The organism is Pseudomonas sp. NFACC16-2 (assembly GCF_900119205.1).
In the GTDB taxonomy this organism is placed as follows: Bacteria; Pseudomonadota; Gammaproteobacteria; order Pseudomonadales; family Pseudomonadaceae; genus Aquipseudomonas; species Aquipseudomonas fluorescens_Q.
Window position 1 is genome coordinate 32,988 of record NZ_FPIX01000028.1, and the last position, 17,917, is coordinate 50,904.

Annotated in this window: 12 protein-coding genes; 6 read left to right on the forward strand and 6 right to left on the reverse strand. The window is 61.3% G+C overall.

Features of this window, described 5'->3' with window-relative positions:
* Window positions 1-277: 277 nt before the first annotated feature.
* From BT116_RS20765 to BT116_RS20780, 4 genes are all read right to left on the reverse strand, one after another.
* Window positions 278-1,702, reverse strand: coding sequence for an efflux transporter outer membrane subunit (locus tag BT116_RS20765; protein ID WP_072346801.1), 1,425 nt, complete (start codon window positions 1,700-1,702; stop codon window positions 278-280).
* On the reverse strand, window positions 1,699-4,878 hold the full coding sequence (locus BT116_RS20770) for an efflux RND transporter permease subunit (protein ID WP_072346803.1): 3,180 nt from the start codon (window positions 4,876-4,878) through the stop codon (window positions 1,699-1,701). Before BT116_RS20770 ends, BT116_RS20765 begins: the two co-directional genes overlap by 4 nt.
* A gap of 15 nt (window positions 4,879-4,893) precedes the next feature.
* Window positions 4,894-6,147: a multidrug efflux RND transporter periplasmic adaptor subunit MexE gene (gene mexE, locus BT116_RS20775; RefSeq protein ID WP_072346805.1), complete on the reverse strand. Its 1,254-nt coding sequence runs from the start codon at window positions 6,145-6,147 to the stop codon at window positions 4,894-4,896.
* Window positions 6,148-6,438: 291 nt separating this feature from the next.
* The gene (locus tag BT116_RS20780) at window positions 6,439-7,203 is read right to left on the reverse strand and encodes a substrate-binding periplasmic protein (RefSeq protein ID WP_072346807.1); all 765 of its coding nucleotides are present in this window, start codon (window positions 7,201-7,203) and stop codon (window positions 6,439-6,441) included.
* A 367-nt stretch (window positions 7,204-7,570) separates the two neighbouring features.
* Here BT116_RS20780 and BT116_RS20785 point away from each other — a divergent pair, with 367 nt between their 5' ends.
* The 4 genes from BT116_RS20785 (at window position 7,571) to BT116_RS20800 (ending at window position 11,041) form a co-directional block, all read left to right on the forward strand.
* Window positions 7,571-7,996, forward strand: a complete 426-nt coding sequence (locus BT116_RS20785) for a VOC family protein (protein WP_072346809.1) — start codon at window positions 7,571-7,573, stop codon at window positions 7,994-7,996.
* A gap of 127 nt (window positions 7,997-8,123) precedes the next feature.
* Window positions 8,124-8,744, forward strand: a complete 621-nt coding sequence (locus BT116_RS20790) for a TetR/AcrR family transcriptional regulator (RefSeq protein WP_072346811.1) — start codon at window positions 8,124-8,126, stop codon at window positions 8,742-8,744.
* 196 nt (window positions 8,745-8,940) lie between these two features.
* Complete coding sequence (locus BT116_RS20795; protein WP_072346813.1) at window positions 8,941-9,720, forward strand: thioesterase family protein; 780 nt, start codon at window positions 8,941-8,943, stop codon at window positions 9,718-9,720.
* Between the two features lie 49 nt (window positions 9,721-9,769).
* Complete coding sequence (locus tag BT116_RS20800) at window positions 9,770-11,041, forward strand: OmpP1/FadL family transporter (RefSeq protein ID WP_072346815.1); 1,272 nt, start codon at window positions 9,770-9,772, stop codon at window positions 11,039-11,041.
* A 56-nt stretch (window positions 11,042-11,097) separates the two neighbouring features.
* Here the strand turns inward: BT116_RS20800 and BT116_RS20805 are convergent, their stop codons facing one another.
* A complete protein-coding gene (locus BT116_RS20805; protein WP_072346817.1) occupies window positions 11,098-11,883 on the reverse strand; it encodes an SDR family NAD(P)-dependent oxidoreductase in 786 nt (261 codons plus the stop codon).
* A 124-nt stretch (window positions 11,884-12,007) separates the two neighbouring features.
* The gene (locus tag BT116_RS20810; RefSeq protein ID WP_072346819.1) at window positions 12,008-13,471 is read right to left on the reverse strand and encodes an efflux transporter outer membrane subunit; all 1,464 of its coding nucleotides are present in this window, start codon (window positions 13,469-13,471) and stop codon (window positions 12,008-12,010) included.
* Window positions 13,472-13,691: 220 nt separating this feature from the next.
* Between BT116_RS20810 and BT116_RS20815 the strand changes: the two genes are divergently transcribed.
* Both BT116_RS20815 and BT116_RS20820 read left to right on the forward strand, forming a co-directional pair.
* Complete coding sequence (locus BT116_RS20815) at window positions 13,692-14,801, forward strand: efflux RND transporter periplasmic adaptor subunit (RefSeq protein WP_072346821.1); 1,110 nt, start codon at window positions 13,692-13,694, stop codon at window positions 14,799-14,801.
* Window positions 14,798-17,878 carry an efflux RND transporter permease subunit gene (locus tag BT116_RS20820; RefSeq protein WP_072346823.1) on the forward strand — a complete coding sequence of 1,027 codons (3,081 nt, stop codon included), beginning with the start codon at window positions 14,798-14,800 and terminating at the stop codon, window positions 17,876-17,878. The genes BT116_RS20815 and BT116_RS20820 overlap by 4 nt, the downstream gene beginning before the upstream one ends.
* Window positions 17,879-17,917: the final 39 nt, after the last annotated feature.

Sequence of the window (17,917 nt, forward strand, 5' to 3'; positions counted from 1 at the left end):
GAAGCGTGAAATGCCGCAAGCTTCGACCAGGTGGCGGCTTGAGTCAAACCTTGTCACGGCGGTAACGGACCTGTGGGCGCGAGTTTGCTCGCGATGGCGGTTGCGCATCCGACATCACCGCCAATTGACCCATCGCTGTCGCGGGCAAGCTCCCACAATGGGCCCCTTCACGGTGGGTTGTGGGGCGAAAGGCAAAAAAAGCCCCGCGTTCGAATGAGACGCGGGGCAAAGAATTGGTCGGTTGCGGCCAACCAAAGGAGCTCGGTTGAGAAGGGGGTCAGTTGCTGGCAACGGTCTCCGGTTTCCAGCCGCCGCCCAGGGCCTTGTAGATTGCGACGATGCCGCGGTACAGGTCCACTTCGGCCTGGGCCTGGGTGTCTTCGGCGGCCAGGCGTTCGCGTTGGGCGTCGAGCAGCACGAGGAAGTCCACGGTGCCTTCGCGGTAGCGAATCTCGGCCAGGTCGGCGGCGGCACGGCTCGATTCACTCTGGCGGATCAGCGAGATCAGCCGTTGTTGGCGCTTGCCGTAGTCACTGAAGGCGTTTTCCGATTCTTCCAGGGCCAGCAGTACTTGCTGTTCGTAGGTCGCCAGGGCGCCGTCCGCCTCGGCGTTGGCACCGCGCAAGCGCGCCCGCACGCTGCCCAGGTCGAAAGCGGCCCAGGTAATGCTCGGGCCCAGCGCCCAGGCGTTGGCCGCCGAGGAGCCGATCTGCGAACCGCGTCCAGCCGTGAAACCGAGGAAACCGCTCAGGCTGACCCGTGGGAACAGGTCGGCCTTGGCAACGCCGATGCGCGCCGTGGCAGCGGCCAGTTGGCGTTCGGCACTGAGAATGTCCGGGCGTCGTTGCAGCAGCTCACCCGGGTCGCCGATGGGCAGGGCCTTGGCGATGGCTGGCAACTGTTTCGGGCTCAGGTCCACGCTGAGTTTGTCCGCACGCTCGCCCAGCAACGTGGCGATGCGATTGCGTTGGCGCACCTGTTCGGCCTGCAACTGCGGCACGCTGGCTTCCACCGAGGCCAGGCGCGCATCGGCCCGCACCACATCGAGCTGATCACCGACGCCGGCATCGCGCAGGCTTTCGGTGATCTTGCGCGAATCCTGCTGGTTCTTCAGGTTCGCCAGGGCGATTTTTTCCCGCAGTTGCGCACCGCGCAATTGACCGTAGGCATCCACCAGCTCGGCGATCATGGTCACCTGCAACTGATAGAGATCGGCTTCGGCCGCCTGCTGATCGGCGTCGCTGGCTTCCAGGTTGCGCTGGATGCGCCCGAACAAGTCCAGCTCCCAGGCCATGTCCAGGCCGAGGTCGTAACGCTCGGTGTTGACTCGTTCGTCTGTCTGCCCCGTCGGGATCTGGCCTTTGCCCAGGTTGCTGCTGGCACGGCTGGTGATGGTCGGCATGGCGTCATTGCTGGCGTCATCGCGAATCGCCCGGGCGGCCCGTAAACGGGCGAAGGCCACGCGCAACTCGCGGTTGCCTTCCAGGGATCGGGTCACCAACGCGTTAAGGGTCGGGTCGTCGAACTGCTGCCACCAGATGCCTTCGAACCGGGCACGGTCGAAATTCTTCTGGCCGGCGGCGCCGTCGGTGGCGGTGGTGATATTCGCCGCCTCCGTTTGCGGGGCCTTGTAGTCCGGGCCCACGGCGCAGGCACTCAAGGCCAATACCAGCAAGCTCGGCACGAACGCTTTCAAACTCATTGTTGCGCCTCCAGTTTCAAAGCCCGGGCCGCCTTGCGGGCCTCGCTGCGCTCGACGAAGTTGCGGATCAGTACATAGAACACGGGGGTAAGCAGCAGGCCGAAGAAGGTCACGCCGAGCATCCCGGAGAACACCGCCACACCCATGGCATGGCGCATTTCCGCACCAGCACCGCTGGAGAACACCAGGGGCACCACGCCCATGATGAAGGCGAAGGAGGTCATCAGGATCGGCCGCAGACGCAGGCGGCACGCTTCGAGGACCGCCGCCAGCGGGTTCATGCCTTCGAGCTGTTTATCCTTGGCGAACTCGACGATCAGGATCGCGTTCTTGCAGGCAAGCCCCACCAGTACGATCAAGCCGATCTGGGTAAAGATGTTGTTGTCGCCGCCGGAGAGAATCACCCCGGTAATGGCCGACAGCAGGGTCATCGGTACGATCAGGATCACCGCCAATGGCAGGCTCCAGCTTTCGTACTGTGCCGCGAGCACCAGGAACGCCAGCAGTACGCAGAGCGGGAACACGAACAGCGCGGTGTTGCCCGAGAGGATCTGCTGGTACGTCAGGTCGGTCCACTCGTACGTCATGCCGTTGGGCAATTCGTCCTTGAGCAGTTTCTCGATGGCTTTTTCAGCCTGGCCGGAGCTGTAGCCCGGGGCGGCGGCACCGTTGATTTCAGCGGTGATGAAGCCGTTGTAGTGCATCACGCGGTCTGGCCCCGAGGTATCGCTGACCTTGATGAAGGTCGCCAGCGGGATCATTTCGCCACGGTTGTTGCGCACCTTGAGCTGGCCGATCTGGTCCGACTCGAGACGGAATTGCTGCTCGGCCTGGACGTTGACCTGATAGGTGCGACCGAAGCGGTTGAAGTCGTTGGCATACAGCGAACCCAGGTAGATCTGCAGGGTGTCGAAGATGTCGCTGACGGCCACGCCGTGGGTCTTGGCTTTTTCACGGTCGATGGCGGCATCGACCTGGGGCACGTTCACGGTGTAGCTGGTGAACAACCCGGCCAGTTCCGGCACGCTACGGCTCTTGGTGATGATGTTCATGGTTTCTTTGTACAGCTCGTCGTAGCCCAGGTTGCCCCGGTCTTCGATTTGCAGGCGGAAACCACCGATCGTGCCCAGGCCCTGTACCGGCGGTGGCGGGAAGATCGCCATGTAGGCTTCCTGGATCCCGGCGTACTGGCCGTTCAAGGCGCCGGCGATGGCACCGGCCGACATGCTCGGGTCCTTGCGCTCATCGAAAGGCTTGAGGGTCACGAACACGATGCCGGCGTTCGGGCTGTTGGTGAAACCGTTGATCGACAGGCCCGGGAAGGCCACGGCGCTTTCCACGCCCGGTTGCTTGAGGGCCAGGTCCGACATGCGCTTGATCACGTCTTCGGTACGGTCCAGGCTCGCGGCATCCGGCAGTTGGGCGAAGGCCACCAGGTACTGCTTGTCCTGGCCGGGCACGAAACCGGTCGGGGTGGTGGAGAAACCGAAGAAGGTCAACACCATCAGGCCTGCATAGAGCACCAGGGCGATGCCGCTGCTGCGGATCACGCGGGCAACCGTGCCGACATAGCCATGGCTGGCGCGTTCGAAGAAGCGGTTGAACGGACGGAACAGCCAGCCACCGAAGACCTTGTCCAGGAACTTGGAGAAACGGTCCTTGGGCGCGTCATGGCCCTTGAGCAACACCGCGGCCAAGGCTGGCGACAGGGTCAGGGAGTTGATCGCCGAAATCACCGTGGAGATGGCAATGGTCAGGGCGAACTGTTTATAGAACTGTCCGGTCAGGCCGCTGATGAATGCCGCCGGCACGAACACCGCGCACAGCACCAGGGCGGTGGCGATGATCGGCCCGGTCACTTCCCCCATCGCTTTTTTGGTCGCTTCCACCGGGGCCAGGCCCAGCTCGATGTTCCGCTCGACGTTCTCCACCACCACGATGGCGTCGTCCACCACGATACCGATCGCCAATACCAGGCCGAACAGCGAGAGGGCGTTGAGTGAGAAGCCGAACAGGTGCATCACCGCGAACGTACCGATCAGCGAGACCGGAACCGCTACCAGCGGGATGATCGAGGCGCGCCAGGTCTGCAGGAACAGGATCACCACCAGCACCACGAGAATCAGTGCTTCGAACAGGGTGTGGACCACCGCCTCGATGGAACCGCGGACGAAGATCGTCGGGTCATAGACGATGCTGTAGTCCATTCCCGCCGGGAAGCCTTTCTTCAGTTCTTCCATCTTGGCGCGAACGTCGTTGGAGATCTGGATGGCGTTGGAGCCAGGACGCTGGAAGATCGGGATCGCCACCGCCGGCTGGTTGTCCAGCAGCGAGCGCAGGGCGTACTGGCTGGAGCCCAGCTCCACCCGTGCGATGTCCTTCAGACGAGTGATCTCACCGTTGGCACCGGAACGAATGATGATGTTCTCGAACTCTTCTTCATTGACCAGGCGCCCCTGGGTGTTGATCGACAACTGGAACGCCTGGGCATTCGGCGCCGGTGGCGCACCCAGGGCGCCGGCAGCCACCTGGCGGTTCTGTTCACGGATCGCGGTGACCACGTCGGTGGCGGTCAGGTTGCGTGAAGCGGTCTTGTTCGGATCCAGCCAGACCCGCAGGGAATAGTCACCCATGCCGAACAGCTGCACATCCCCCACGCCGCCCAGGCGCGCCAACTCATCCTTGATGTTGAGCAGGGCGTAGTTGGACAGGTAGAGCATGTCGTAGCGTTTGTCCGGCGAGGTCAAGTGCACGACCATGGTCAGGTCGGGCGACGCCTTGTCCACCGTGATGCCGATCCGGGTCACTTCTTCCGGCAGCTTGGGCTCGGTCCGGGTGACGCGGTTCTGCACCTGCACCTGGGCGTTGTCCAGGTCGGTGCCCAGGGCGAAGGTGATGGTCAAGGTGATCTTGCCGTCAGCGGTGGATTGCGAGGACATGTACAGCATGTTCTCGACACCGGTGATGGCCTGCTCCAGGGGCGCGGCCACGGTTTCGCCGATGACCTTGGGGTTGGCGCCCGGGAAGTTGGCGCGCACGACCACGGTCGGCGGCACGACTTCCGGGTATTCGCTGATCGGCAATTGGAACAGCGAGATGGCGCCGGCGATCAGGATCAGCAGCGAAAGCACTGCTGCGAAGATCGGCCGCGAAATGAAGAACTGGGAAAATTTCATCTTGGATTCAGTCCCTTAACCGCGTGGGGTCGCAGCGGCCAATTTGCCAGCCGTCCCTGACGCGTCCTTGGATGGCGCGACTTGGGGCAGGTTGCTGGCTTCGAGCGCTTTACGTTGTTGTGCCAGGGCGGCGATGGTTTCGTCGCTGGCCATCGGCACGGTTTCAGGCGTGACCGGTGCGCCCGGACGAGCCCGTTGCAGCCCCTTGACGATGATGGTGTCGTTCTTGCTCAGGCCGCTGCGCACGATACGCAGGCCTTCGATTTTCGGACCCAGCTCGACGGCGCGGTAGGCCGGCTTGTTCTCGGCGTCCATCACCAGCACGAATTTCTTGCCCAGGTCGGTGCCGACGGCTTCGTCGTTGATCAGCACGGCGGCGTAAGTACCGCTGCCCACCAGCTTCAGACGGGCATAGAGGCCTGGGGTATAGGCGCCGTCCTTGTTGTCGAACACGGCGCGACCACGGATGGTGCCGGTCTGCGGATTGACTTGGTTGTCGACGAAGTTCATTTGGCCCAGGTGCGGATTGCCGTCTTCGTTGGACAGGCCCATGTAGACCGGCGTGGCCTGGCCGCGCTGGCCCTGGCGGGCAAGTTGGGTGTACTTGAGGAAGACACGTTCGTCGGCGTCGAAGTAGGCGTAGACCTTGTCCGTGGAGACCACGCTGGTCAGCGGGGTGACGTCGGCGGTCACCAGGTTGCCGGCGGTGATGGCTGCCCGGCTGACGCGACCGCTGATGGGCGAGGTCACCCGGGTGAAGCTCAGGTTCAGCTTGGCCAGGTCCAGTTGCGCCTGGATGGCCGCGGCGGCGGCGCGGGCTTCCTGGGCGGCGCTGGTGCGCGAGTCTGCCAGTTCGGCGGAAATGGCGTTGCTCAAGCGCAGGCGTTCGCCACGCTGGGCTTCGTTTTCGCTGCGGGTGGCGGTGGCGCGGGCCTGGGCCAGTTGGGCTTCGAGACGACGTACTTCAGCCTGGAAAGGGCGTGGGTCGATCTGGAACAACAGGTCGCCTTTCTTGACCAGCGCGCCTTCGGTGAAGGCCACTTCGTCGATCTGCCCGGAAACCCGTGGGCGGATCTCGACGGTTTCCGGCGCTTCAAGGCGTCCGGTGAACTCATCCCATTCGTTGACAGGTTGCTCCAATACCTTGGCCACACTGACTTTGGCCGGCGGCATGGACGCTGCCGTGTCGGGAGTCTTGCCGCAGGCGCTCATCACCAGCACCGCCAGCAGCGCGAGGGGAAAACGCAGTTTTGAAAGTGAATGTTCCATGGATAGCATCCGCCAATGTATTGAGAATGGGCGGATGATGCGTGGCGCAAGGCAGAGGAACGAATCGAATGAAGCAAAGGTAACTATCATTCAGAATGATATAAGCCATCGATGAGGGCTCTAGTCCAGCGATGCTATTCATTCGATGTTGAACTGCATGTGGCGAGGGGATTTATCCCCGCTGGGTTGCGAAGCAACCCTGAATCCAGCCACCGCGTCATCTCAGGTTGGTTGCACCCTGCCTTTGGGGCTGCTGCACAGCCCAGCGGGGATAAATCCCCTCGCCACAGCCTACTGCGGCAAATAGAGGTCATGGATATGCTTGACCGTCCCATCCGCGCGAAGCGCTTCAACCGCCTCGCGCAAATCCTCGACCATTGTTGGCGAGCATTGCTTGGAGCAGGCCAGGTATAGATCGGCGCTGCTGCCGACCGAGCTCATGAGCAGTTTGCGTTCAGACACCTTCGGCCAGATGTATCGACTCTCCGGTACACCGTTGAACCACGCATCGATGCGCCCCATCAACAGCATCTGGGCGGGATTGTCACCAATGGCCAGCGGATAGATCTGTTCATCGCTGAAGCCCTCGCTGCGCAGGATATCTTCCTGTGCGCTGCCCAGGCCGACGCCGATCTTGCGGTAGGTTTCCTTCGCTTGGGCGAAGCTGCTCACCCGCCGCTCAAGACTGAAAAAAGCACGCTCCATGGGCATGATCGAAGCGATCCAGGTGAAGCGATCCTCACGGGTGGGGATGCGCGAGAGTGGTGTGATCAAGTGGTCATGTTCTTCACTGACATGTTTTTGTGCTCGTGCCCAGGGAAGCACATGGACCTTTACGGTATACCCGGCCCTGGTCATGGCCGCCACGGCGACATCGCCGACGATTCCGTGGCCCCTGGGGTCGTTGACGAACGTCAGCGGCGGTGCGTCGAGAATGTGCAGTTCAATGATCGGAGATTCAGCGCTCGCCTCATGGCTCGCCAGCAGCGGCAGTAACAGACAAAGCCGGTAAAGCGCTTTGGTTGATGCGTTCAAAACGCGTGTAGTCGGGCTCATGGACGATACTTCAGGCATTGAAAGGGGGGCGCCAATTCCGGTGTACGAGGCGCCGGAAACAACGTCTACAGGCCAGCTTCTTTATATGATGCGGCGCATGATGCAGCGATCCAGCAGGATTCGCCACAACCGTTCCATCCCATCACGTCAGTGCCGCCTTGGTCTGACTGTGTGCTTCTGAAGGTATAGATCATTTGCTCGGCTAAAGCGGCTAATTTGGATGTGTACCTGCACGACGGACCTGCGGTGCATGAGCCTGCCGCGAAAACTCGTCGCTCCCGGTATCGCTTGGACACGGTCTGTAGGGTTTTCTTGCCGCAAGCGCGGCGCTACGATGGCCCAACCTCACACGTTAAGAGGATTCTCGATGAGCCTTTCTCCATTCCACCTGGCGATTCCGGTCTACGATCTTGCCGCCGCCCGTACGTTCTACCGTGAAGTGTTTGGCCTGGAAGAAGGCCGTTCCAGCAGTCAGTGGGTCGACTTCAATTTCTACGGTCACCAACTGGTGATTCATGAGCAACCCAAGACCGCTTTCCAGGAAAGCGCCCAGAGCAATCCGGTGGACGGGCACGATGTGCCGGTCCCGCACTTTGGTGTTGTTTTGGCTTGGGAGGCGTGGGAGGCACTGGCCGGACGATTGAGATCTTTCGGCACGGAGTTTGTGATTGAACCTTACGTGCGCTTCAAAGGGCAGGTTGGCGAACAAGCCACGATGTTCCTGTTCGATCCTTGTGGCAATGCCCTTGAATTCAAGGCGTTCAAGGATATGAGTCAGCTTTTTGCCAAATGATACGGACCAATCGGAGCCCTTGTGGCGAGGGAGCAAGGTGCATGTAACGGACGGACGGCTGTTTTGTGACCATATTCATAGGTGGTCACAAGTTGTCTTCCCTCGCAGGGATGCGTAAGCTGCTCCCATGAATCAGCCAACATCACCTTCGCCCAGCACTCGCGGCCCAGCCGATCATGACATTCGCGACCAGATTGTCGCGGCGGCCAAAGAGCATTTCAGTCAATACGGCTACGCCAAGACCACCGTGTCTGACCTGGCCAAGGCCATCGGCTTTTCCAAGGCTTACATCTACAAGTTCTTCGATTCCAAGCAGGCGATTGGCGAAGCCATTTGCTCCGGCTGTCTTGCGAAGATCGTTGCGGCCGTGGAGGAGGCCATCGGCGAGGAAGGGCTCTCCTCGACCGAGCGCTTTCGCCGCCTGGTCAAGACCCTGATTACCACGGGGGTCGACCTGTTCTTCAATGATCGCAAGCTCTACGACATTGCCGCATTCTCCGCGTCGGAACACTGGCCCAGCTCCCAGGTGTATGACGCACGGATCAAGCAATTCGTGGTGCAGGTCGTACGGGAAGGGCGCGAAAGCGGTGAGTTCGAACGCAAGACGCCCTTGGATGAAACCGTCGAAGCGATACACCTGACCCTTCGGCCTTTCGTCAATCCTCTATTGCTGCAGTACAGCCTCGATCATGTCGAGGTGGCGCCGACGCTCACCGCCAACCTCATCCTGCGTAGCCTGATGCCCTGATGCCTGAGGGACGGCTGCGACGAGCAGTCGTCCCGATTCAGAATCGACTTCCTTGCATTCGGGTTGTACCTGACCGGGTGGTCTCTTTTTGCCTAATGAGTGACTATTGACAATAATGGTCACATGAACAAGTATGGCGTCGACTTTAAAGTGATGCTTCTGCGGGTTCACGTTCAGGCCGTCGGAGGACGTCTAAATGACCAGTTTTGCTCAGGTGCTGGCGCAGTTTGATCCGAGCGTGCCGTTTGTTGCTCCAGCCAATTGGCAGCAGGGCCGGACGATCTTCGGTGGTCTTTCGGCGGCGTTGTCGTTGGAAACTGTTCTGCGCGAACGCCCGCAGGGTTTTCCGCCGTTCAAGTCTGCGCAGGTTTCATTCATAGGGCCGGTCACGCAATCCCAGACGTTCGACAAAAGCGTGTTGCGCGAAGGGCGGTCCGTGACTTCGGTGTCGGTCGACTGTAAGTCCGGTGATGAGCTGGCGTTGCGCACGACCTTGCTGTTCGCCCAACCACGAGCCAGCAGGATTACCCATGAGGCGTGGGGATGTCCGTTGGTAGAGGGGCCGTCGCGATGCGCCACGCTGGAGCTGGACAACAGCATTGCGCCCGCCTGCGCCTTCAACTTCGAAATGCGCCCCGCGGGCGGTTCGCTGCCGGTGTCCGGCGCGGAAAATCCTGAATTATTGATGTGGGTCCGTCATTTGGATGCTCAGGGGGTGGACCCGGCCGTGGCATTGATTGCACTGGCTGACAGTCTGCCGCCCGCCGCCATGACCTGCTTCACGACGCCGGCAGCCATTAGTTCGGCGTCATGGACGATCGATCTGCCGCAGCCCGCCGTTAACGGCGAATGGTTCCTCATCAGTTCTTTCAGTCAGCAAGCCTTGGAAGGCTACTCGCTACAGGATATGGAGATCTGGGACGAAAGCGGTCGGCGAGTACTTTGGGCGCGCCAGACCGTAGCGATTTTTACCTAGTACAAAAACACTGTTCCATACCTAAGCGAATGTTCCTAGAGTTCTAATAATGAAAAAAATCTTGCTCAAGGCCCCCTTGGGGCTCGCCGTTGCGCTTGCAACTTCCCAGGTGTTCGCAAGCGGCTTTGCCCTTAACGAACAGAGCGTCAGCGCAATGGGGTCGGGTTTCGCCGGCCGTTCCTCTTCAGCGGAAGATGCCAGCACCGTCTTTGGCAACCCGGCGGGCATGTCTCGCTTGAAGAAGGAGCAGGTCAGCATCGGCGCTGCGACGCTGTTTGCCAAAAGTGATATCAGCCAGACCCGCAGCACCTTCGGCGGCCAGGAAGACGGTGACATGGTGCCGACCACCACGATACCGATGGGGTACTACGTCAAGCCCGTTGATGAGCACTGGGCCGTCGGTGTTGGTTTCTATGTACCGTTTGGTTTGATCACCGATTATGGAAGCGACTTTGCCGGGCGTTATTACGGCAACAAAAGCGAAGTGACGACGCTGACCTTCCAGCCTACCGTCAGCTATGCCTTCAACGACAAGGTGTCGATCGGGTTCGGTCCGACCATCAACCGGATCAGCGGTGAGATCTCCGGGATGGTGCCCAATCCTCTGAGCCCCGGCAGTAACGACGGGAAACTGAAAAGCAACGGCGACGATACGGCGCTGGGCTTCAACGCCGGCATCCTGGTGCAGGCGACCGATCAGACCCGCCTGGGGCTGACCTATCACTCCAAGGTCAGTTATCACCTGGACGCCAAGTCCAAGCTCTCTGGCGGGATTTTCAGTGTTTTAGGGGTAAGCGGCCGCAGCTATGACGCATCGCTGGATGTGGATCTCCCGGAGTCCGTGGACTTCTCGGTGACTCACCAGCTCAATGATGACTGGACCCTTTACCTGGGAAGCACCTGGACGCGCTGGAGTCGCTTCAAGGAGCTGACCATCGAGAACTCCGGCTTGCCTGCGCTGCTGAGCGGCCAACTTGGCACCATCAGCGAAGAGCAGAACTGGCACGACACTTGGGCCCATGCCATCGGTGCCGCGTATAAACTCAACGATCAATGGGTCCTGCGCGCGGGCTTGTCGGTCGACCAGTCGCCCGCCAACAACACCAACCGTGGGCCTCGGATACCAACCGGCGACCGTACGGTGCTCAGCTTCGGTGCCGGCTGGACGCCGGTGGAAGATGTGACGATCGACGTGGCTTACTCCTACTTGCAGGAAGAGAGCGTGCACATCAACGAAACCTCGTCGACCCGTGGCGCATACAGTTCCAAATACCGGAACAGTGCCAGCGGCTTTGGCACTTCAGTCAGTTATCGCTTCTAGGCCAATAGGCGTGTGCCGGGAGCCCTTGCAGCTCCCGGTCCTTCGCCGCATAGCATTCATACCCCCATGACATTCGCCATGAGACGCTGGTGAAATCGGCGTGGCGTGGCCCAGGTCAACACCGTGAGCGCCTTGTTGCCGAAGCCGGGCACCACACTCATGCGCCCGGCTTGCAGCGCGCGGATGCCTGCGCGAACCACTGGTTGGGGTTGCATCATCACCATTTTCAGCGCTGGCGTGAGGGTCTGGTTGGCACTCTGCGCAAACCCGGTATCCGACATGCCTGGGCACAGCGCGGTCACGACGACACCGTCGCCCTTGAGTTCCTGGTGCAGCGCCTCGGAGAAGCGAAGCACGTAGGCCTTGGCCGCTGAATAAACCGCGAAATTTTTCACGCCTTGATAGGAAAGCAAGCTGGCGACCTGCAAGATGTGGCCGCGGCGGCGGATGCGCATGTCCTGGGCAAAGAGGCGAGTCATGATGGTCAGGCTGGCGATGTCCAGATCGATCATTGCCAGGGATTGGTCAATGGCGTGGTCCAGGAACGGGCCCTGCAATCCATGGCCGGCGTTGTTGATGAGCACATCGACCGCAATACCCTGTTGAACCAGCCGCTTGTGCAGTTCGATGACTGCCGGAATCGACGACAGGTCGACTTGTTCGGTGATCACCTCGGTGCCGAAACGCTCGCGCAGTTCTTTTGACAGCGCTTCCAGTTTGTCCAGCCTGCGGGCTACCAGAACGAGGGATTTTCCCTGCGCTGCGTATTGCCGGGCGAACTCCTCGCCAAAGCCGCTCGAAGCGCCCGTGATGAGCACCCAGGAATTCTCGTTGGTTTTCATGTGGCTGGACTCCGGTTGTAAAGATTGAAAATAGCGTTGATTGCCTGATCGCGAGCAGGCTCCCACGGGGTGGACTGACCCTGTGGGAACTTGCTCGCGATCAGGGCCTGGTGTTCATGTCAGATCATCGGCTCGCTACCGGCTGCGGTGGCTGTGGCGCTTGCCAGCCGCCACCGAGGGCCCTGAATGCTGCGACCGCCGCCCGTGCCGATTCCGTCCGTGCTTGTGCCCGGGCATCGGATGCCTGGAGCAGCGTCTCGTCGGCGTTGAGCACATCGATCAGGCTGGCCGTGCCTTTCTGATAGGCAATAAAGGATGATCGACGCGCCTCGCTCAATGACGCTTCGCCTGCGGTGAGTGTCGTGGCCTGGGCTTCTCGGTTGACCAGGGCGGAGAAGGCATTCTCGACATCCTCGGTGGCGCGTAACGCGGACTGGCGATAAGCAGCCAGTGCTTCGGCTTCCTGTCCCTTGGCCTGGTCGATCTGGGCGTTGATCCGGCCAAAATCGAACAGCCTCCAGCGCAGTCCCAGCGCGCCCGACGCCTGGCTGGCGCCGCCGGAGAAAAGGTGCCCGGCAGAGACCGCAGTGGCGCTGCCGAGCAACGCGCTGAGGGAAAATTTTGGATAGTACTCGGCGACGGCTTCACCGATACGGGCATTGGAGGCGGCGAGACGGCGCTCGGCGACTATGAGGTCTGGCCGGCGGCGCAGTAGATCAGCCGGCGTACCCATCTCGCTGATTTGTGGGGGCAGGGGGATGCTACCCGTCTCGGTCAGTTGCAGGCGGTGGGTACCTGGCGGCGTGCCGAGCATGACATCCAGCGCATTCATGGCGGCATCCAGCCCGGTTTGCAGGACCGGTACCGTTGCCTGGACCTGGGCAAGTTCACCCTCGGTCTGGCGGACCTGATAGCTGGCGGCGAGCCCTTTGCTGTAGAGCAACTGGACTTTTTCCAGCAGGTCCTGCTGGGTCTTGACTTGGTGGTTCGCAATGTCCAGCCGCGCTTGCAAGCCGCGCAGGGTGATGTAGATGTCAGCGGTCTGCGCGGCGACGGCCAGCCTTGTCGCCGCGGCTCCGGCCTCGGAGGCCTGGTATTCGGCCAATGCAGCTTCGCGTCCGCGTCGCAGGCCACCAAAGACATCCAGTTCCCAGCTCGCGCCAAGGTCCAGCTCGTAGCTGTTCCCGTACCGATCAAAGCCAGGGTTCGAGTTGAGCAATTGGCCCTGCGGCGTCTCGACGGATTGATAGGCGCGTGCGGCCTGGCCACTGATATTTCCCGAGGGCAACAGGGCGGCGTCGGCTGCACCAAGGCCGGCCCGCGCCTGAGCAACGCGCGCCGACGCCTGGGCGAGGTCAAGGTTCTGCTCCAGGGCTTTGGCGATAAAGTCGCTCAGCACCGGGTCGCCAAACCCCTCCCACCAGGTGGTGAGGCTGGCCTGTGTTGCACCGCTCCTTTGCTCGACAGAAGACTGGCCCAGGAAACGATCCGACAGGACAGCGTTGGGACGCTGATAGTCCGGACCGACCGCGCAGCCGGCCATCAAGCTGACGCTTACTAATAAAGCAAGGGGGCGGAGGGGTGGCATTGCGGTTTCCTCGGGATCGACATTTGTGACCATATTATAGAATGGTCACAGTCTGTCAATTGGTTGTGAAGTTCGCTCTGTGGATCCAAGGCCCTTTATTTACTGGGGATTATTCGCAAGCTAACAGGGCCAGGAACAAAACTTCAATTGGTGACCATTGACAGAATTGGTCACGAGCGCAAGAATGAGTTCCCAAACCTCTGTCCAGTAAAGGGAACCTATGCTCCGGCTCCGACCTGTCACCCTTGCCGCTTGCCTGTTGCCTCTTGTCCTCACGGCGTGCGGCGACACATCCACTGCCACCGATCCGCGCACGCTTGCTCCTCTGGTGAGGGTTGCCAAGGTGCAGGGGGCCTCCGTCGGCGCTCGCTCTTTCACCGGCGTCGTGGCGGCCCGCGTCCAGAGCGACCTGGGTTTTCGTGTGTCAGGCAAGGTCCTGGAGCGGTTGGTGGATGCCGGTCAGGCGGTCAAGAAAGGCCAGCCGCTGATGCGTCTGGACCCCATCGACCTGGGCTTGCAGGCGCGAGCCCAGCAAGAGGCTGTCATGGCCGCGCGCGCCCGGGCCAAGCAGACCGCGGACGATGAAGCTCGATATCGCGAACTGGTGGCCGCCGGGGCGATTTCGGCGTCGGGCTATGACCAGATCAAGGCCGCCGCCGATACCGCGAAGGCGCAGCTCAGCGCCGCCGAGGCGCAAGCCGACGTGGCCCGCAATGCGTCCGGCTATGCGGTGCTCCTCGCCGACGCCGATGGTGTGGTGATGGAAACGCTCGCCGAGCCGGGGCAAGTCATCAGTCCGGGTCAACCGGTGGTCCGACTGGCGCGAGCCGGGCAGCGCGAAGCCGTCGTGCAACTGCCCGAGACCCTGCGGCCAGCTGTCGGGTCCAGCGCCCAAGCGACGTTGTATGGCAACACCAGTGGGGCGGTCACCGCCAAGCTCAGGCTGCTTTCTGATTCGGCTGATCGGGTGACCCGTACCTTTGAAGCGCGCTATGTCCTGGAGGGCGCCCTGGCTAATGCACCGCTGGGCTCGACCGTCACGCTGCGTATCGCCGAGGGCGTGGCCCAAGGGCCGGTGCTGCAAGTGCCGATTGCGGCGCTGTACGACCCCGGCAATGGCACTGGCGTGTGGGTCATCGACGGCGAGCCGGCAAAAGTGACTTGGCGTCCCGTCCAGGTCTTGGGCTTGAGCGACGACGCGGCGCGCGTTGCAGGCCGTCTCAACGTTGGTGAGCGGATTGTCGGCCTGGGTGCACATCTGCTGCGTGAAGGCGAGCCCGTCCGGCTGCTTGCACCGGGCGATGTGAACGTCGCGGGGACCCGCCAATGAGCTTCAATCTTTCGGCGCTCGCCGTGCGCGAGCGCGCCATCACGGTATTTCTGATTTTCCTGATCGCCGTCGCCGGGACCTTGGCGTTCTTCAAGCTTGGCCGCGCGGAGGATCCGCCGTTCACGGTCAAGCAACTGACCGTCATTACTGCGTGGCCGGGCGCGACAGCGCAGGAGATGCAGGACCAGGTCGCCGAGCCCTTGGAAAAACGCCTGCAGGAGTTGAAATGGTACGACCGCTCGGAAACTTACACTCGTCCCGGTCTGGCTTTCACTATGGTTTCGCTGCTGGACCGCACGCCGCCTTCACAGGTGCAGGAAGAGTTCTACCAGGCGCGCAAGAAGCTCGACGACGAAGCCACCAAGCTGCCGGCGGGTGTGATCGGGCCACTGGTCAACGACGAGTACTCGGACGTGACGTTTGCGCTGTTTGCCCTCAAGGCCAAGGGTGAGCCGCAGCGCCTGCTGGTGCGTGATGCCGAGGTGTTGCGCCAGCGCCTGTTGCATGTGGCGGGGGTGAAGAAGGTCAACATCATCGGCGAACAGGCCGAGCGCATTTTCATTTCCTTTTCCCATGACCGGCTGGCGACCTTGGGGGTCTCCCCCCAGGACATCTTCGCCGCACTGAACAGCCAGAACGTACTGACGCCCGCCGGCTCCATCGAAACCAAAGGGCCACAGGTTTTCCTGCGGGTGGAAGGGGCCTTCGATACCTTGGAGAAAATCCGCGACACGCCGTTGGTAATCCAGGGACGCACGTTGAAGCTCTCGGACGTGGCGACGGTTGAACGTGGCTATGAAGATCCGGCTACCTTCCTGGTGCGCAACAACGGCGAAGAGGCGTTGTTGCTGGGCGTGATCATGCGCGAGGGTTGGAACGGCCTCGATCTGGGCAAGGCGCTCGATGCCGAGACGAGCAAGATCAATGAAGACATGCCACTGGGCATGACGCTGACCAAGGTGACCGATCAGGCCGTGAACATCGATTCGGCCGTCGGCGAGTTCATGGTCAAGTTTTTTGTCGCGCTGCTGGTTGTGATGCTCGTGTGCTTTCTCAGCATGGGCTGGCGTGTAGGCGTTGTGGTCGCAGCGGCCGTACCGTTGACACTGGCCATCGTGTTCGTGGTGATGGCGGCTACCGGAAAGAACTTTGACCGGATCACCTTGGGGTCGCTGATCCTGGCGCTAGGGTTGTTGGTGGACGACGCGATTATCGCGATCGAAATGATGGTGGTGAAAATGGAGGAGGGCTACGACCGGATCAAAGCCTCCGCCTATGCCTGGAGTCACACGGCCGCACCGATGCTGTCCGGTACGCTGGTGACGGCGATTGGCTTCATGCCCAACGGTTTTGCCCAATCGACCGCTGGCGAGTACACCAGCAACATGTTCTGGATCGTGGGCATTGCCCTGATCGCCTCCTGGGTGGTCGCGGTGGCTTTTACCCCTTACCTTGGGGTGAAAATGTTGCCGGACATCAAACCGGTCGAAGGCGGACATGCCGCCATTTACAACACCCGTCACTACAATCGCTTCCGCCAGGTCCTGACGCGGGTTATCAGCCACAAATGGCTGGTGGCAGGCACGGTGATCACGCTGTTCGTCGTGGCCGTCCTGGGCATGGGCCTGGTGAAAAAACAGTTCTTTCCGACTTCAGACCGTCCCGAGGTCATGGTCGAGGTGCAAATGCCCTATGGAACTTCCATCGAGCAGACCAGCGCCGCCACGGCCAAGGTCGAAGCCTGGCTGCAAAAACAGGCGCAAGCGAAAATCGTCACCGCCTATATCGGACAGGGCGCGCCGCGTTTCTTCCTGGCAATGGCGCCAGAACTGCCAGATCCGTCGTTCGCCAAGATCGTCGTGCTGACGGACAGCCAGGAGGCACGGGAAACCCTCAAGTTCCGTCTTCGCGAAGCGGTTGCCGCAGGGCTTGCCCCAGAGGCCCGTGTCAGGGCGACCCAGATTGTGTTCGGTCCGTATTCACCGTTTCCGGTGGCCTACCGCGTGATGGGGCCTGATCCGACGAAACTGCGGGAGATTGCCGCACGCGTACAGGACGTCATGCAAGCCAGCCCGATGATGAGGACGGTCAACACCGATTGGGGTCCGCTGGTGCCGACGCTGCATTTCAACCTGGATCAGGATCGCCTGCAGGCGGTCGGACTGACATCCAGTGCCGTCGCCGAGCAACTGCAATTCCTGCTGGCCGGGGTGCCGATCACGGCGGTTCGTGAGGACATCCGTTCGGTGCAGGTGGTTGGTCGAGCCGCCGGTGACATCCGTCTTGACCCCGCCCGGATCGAAGGTTTTACGCTGGTAGGGGCCGCCGGGCAGCGTATCCCGCTGTCCCAGGTCGGCGAGGTGGATGTACGCATGGAGGATCCGATCCTTCGGCGGCGTGATCGTACGCCGACCATCACCGTGCGCGGCGACGTCGCCGAAGGCTTGCAGCCACCAGACGTATCGAGCGCGATGCTCGCGTTATTGCAGCCGATCCTCGACACGCTTCCTGACGGCTACCGGATCGAGCAGGCAGGGGCGATTGAGGAATCGGGCAAGGCCAACCAAGCAATCCTGCCCCTGCTGCCGATCATGGTGGCGCTGACGCTGCTGATCATCATTGTCCAGGTGCGTTCGATCTCGGCGATGCTCATGGTGTTCTTAACCGCGCCCTTGGGGCTGATTGGCGTGGTGCCTATGCTGCTGATATTCCAACAGCCGTTCGGCATCAATGCCCTGGTCGGGCTGATCGCACTGTCGGGCATCCTGATGCGCAACACGCTGATCCTGATCGGGCAGATCCATCACAACGCCCAAGAAGGGCTGGATCCGTTCAATGCTGTCATCGAAGCCACCGTACAGCGGGCCCGCCCCGTGCTGTTGACGGCGCTGGCGGCGATCCTGGCGTTCATTCCCCTGACGCACTCGGTGTTCTGGGGTACGTTGGCCTACACGCTGATCGGCGGTACCTTCGTCGGCACCCTCATGACCCTGGTGTTCCTGCCAGCGATGTATTCCATCTGGTTCAAGATCCGTCCCGGCCAGCCTGCTCCAATTGAAACAGTACGGCTGATATAAGCGAGTGTTCGTGAGCGACGACCGAGAAATGAAGAGGTT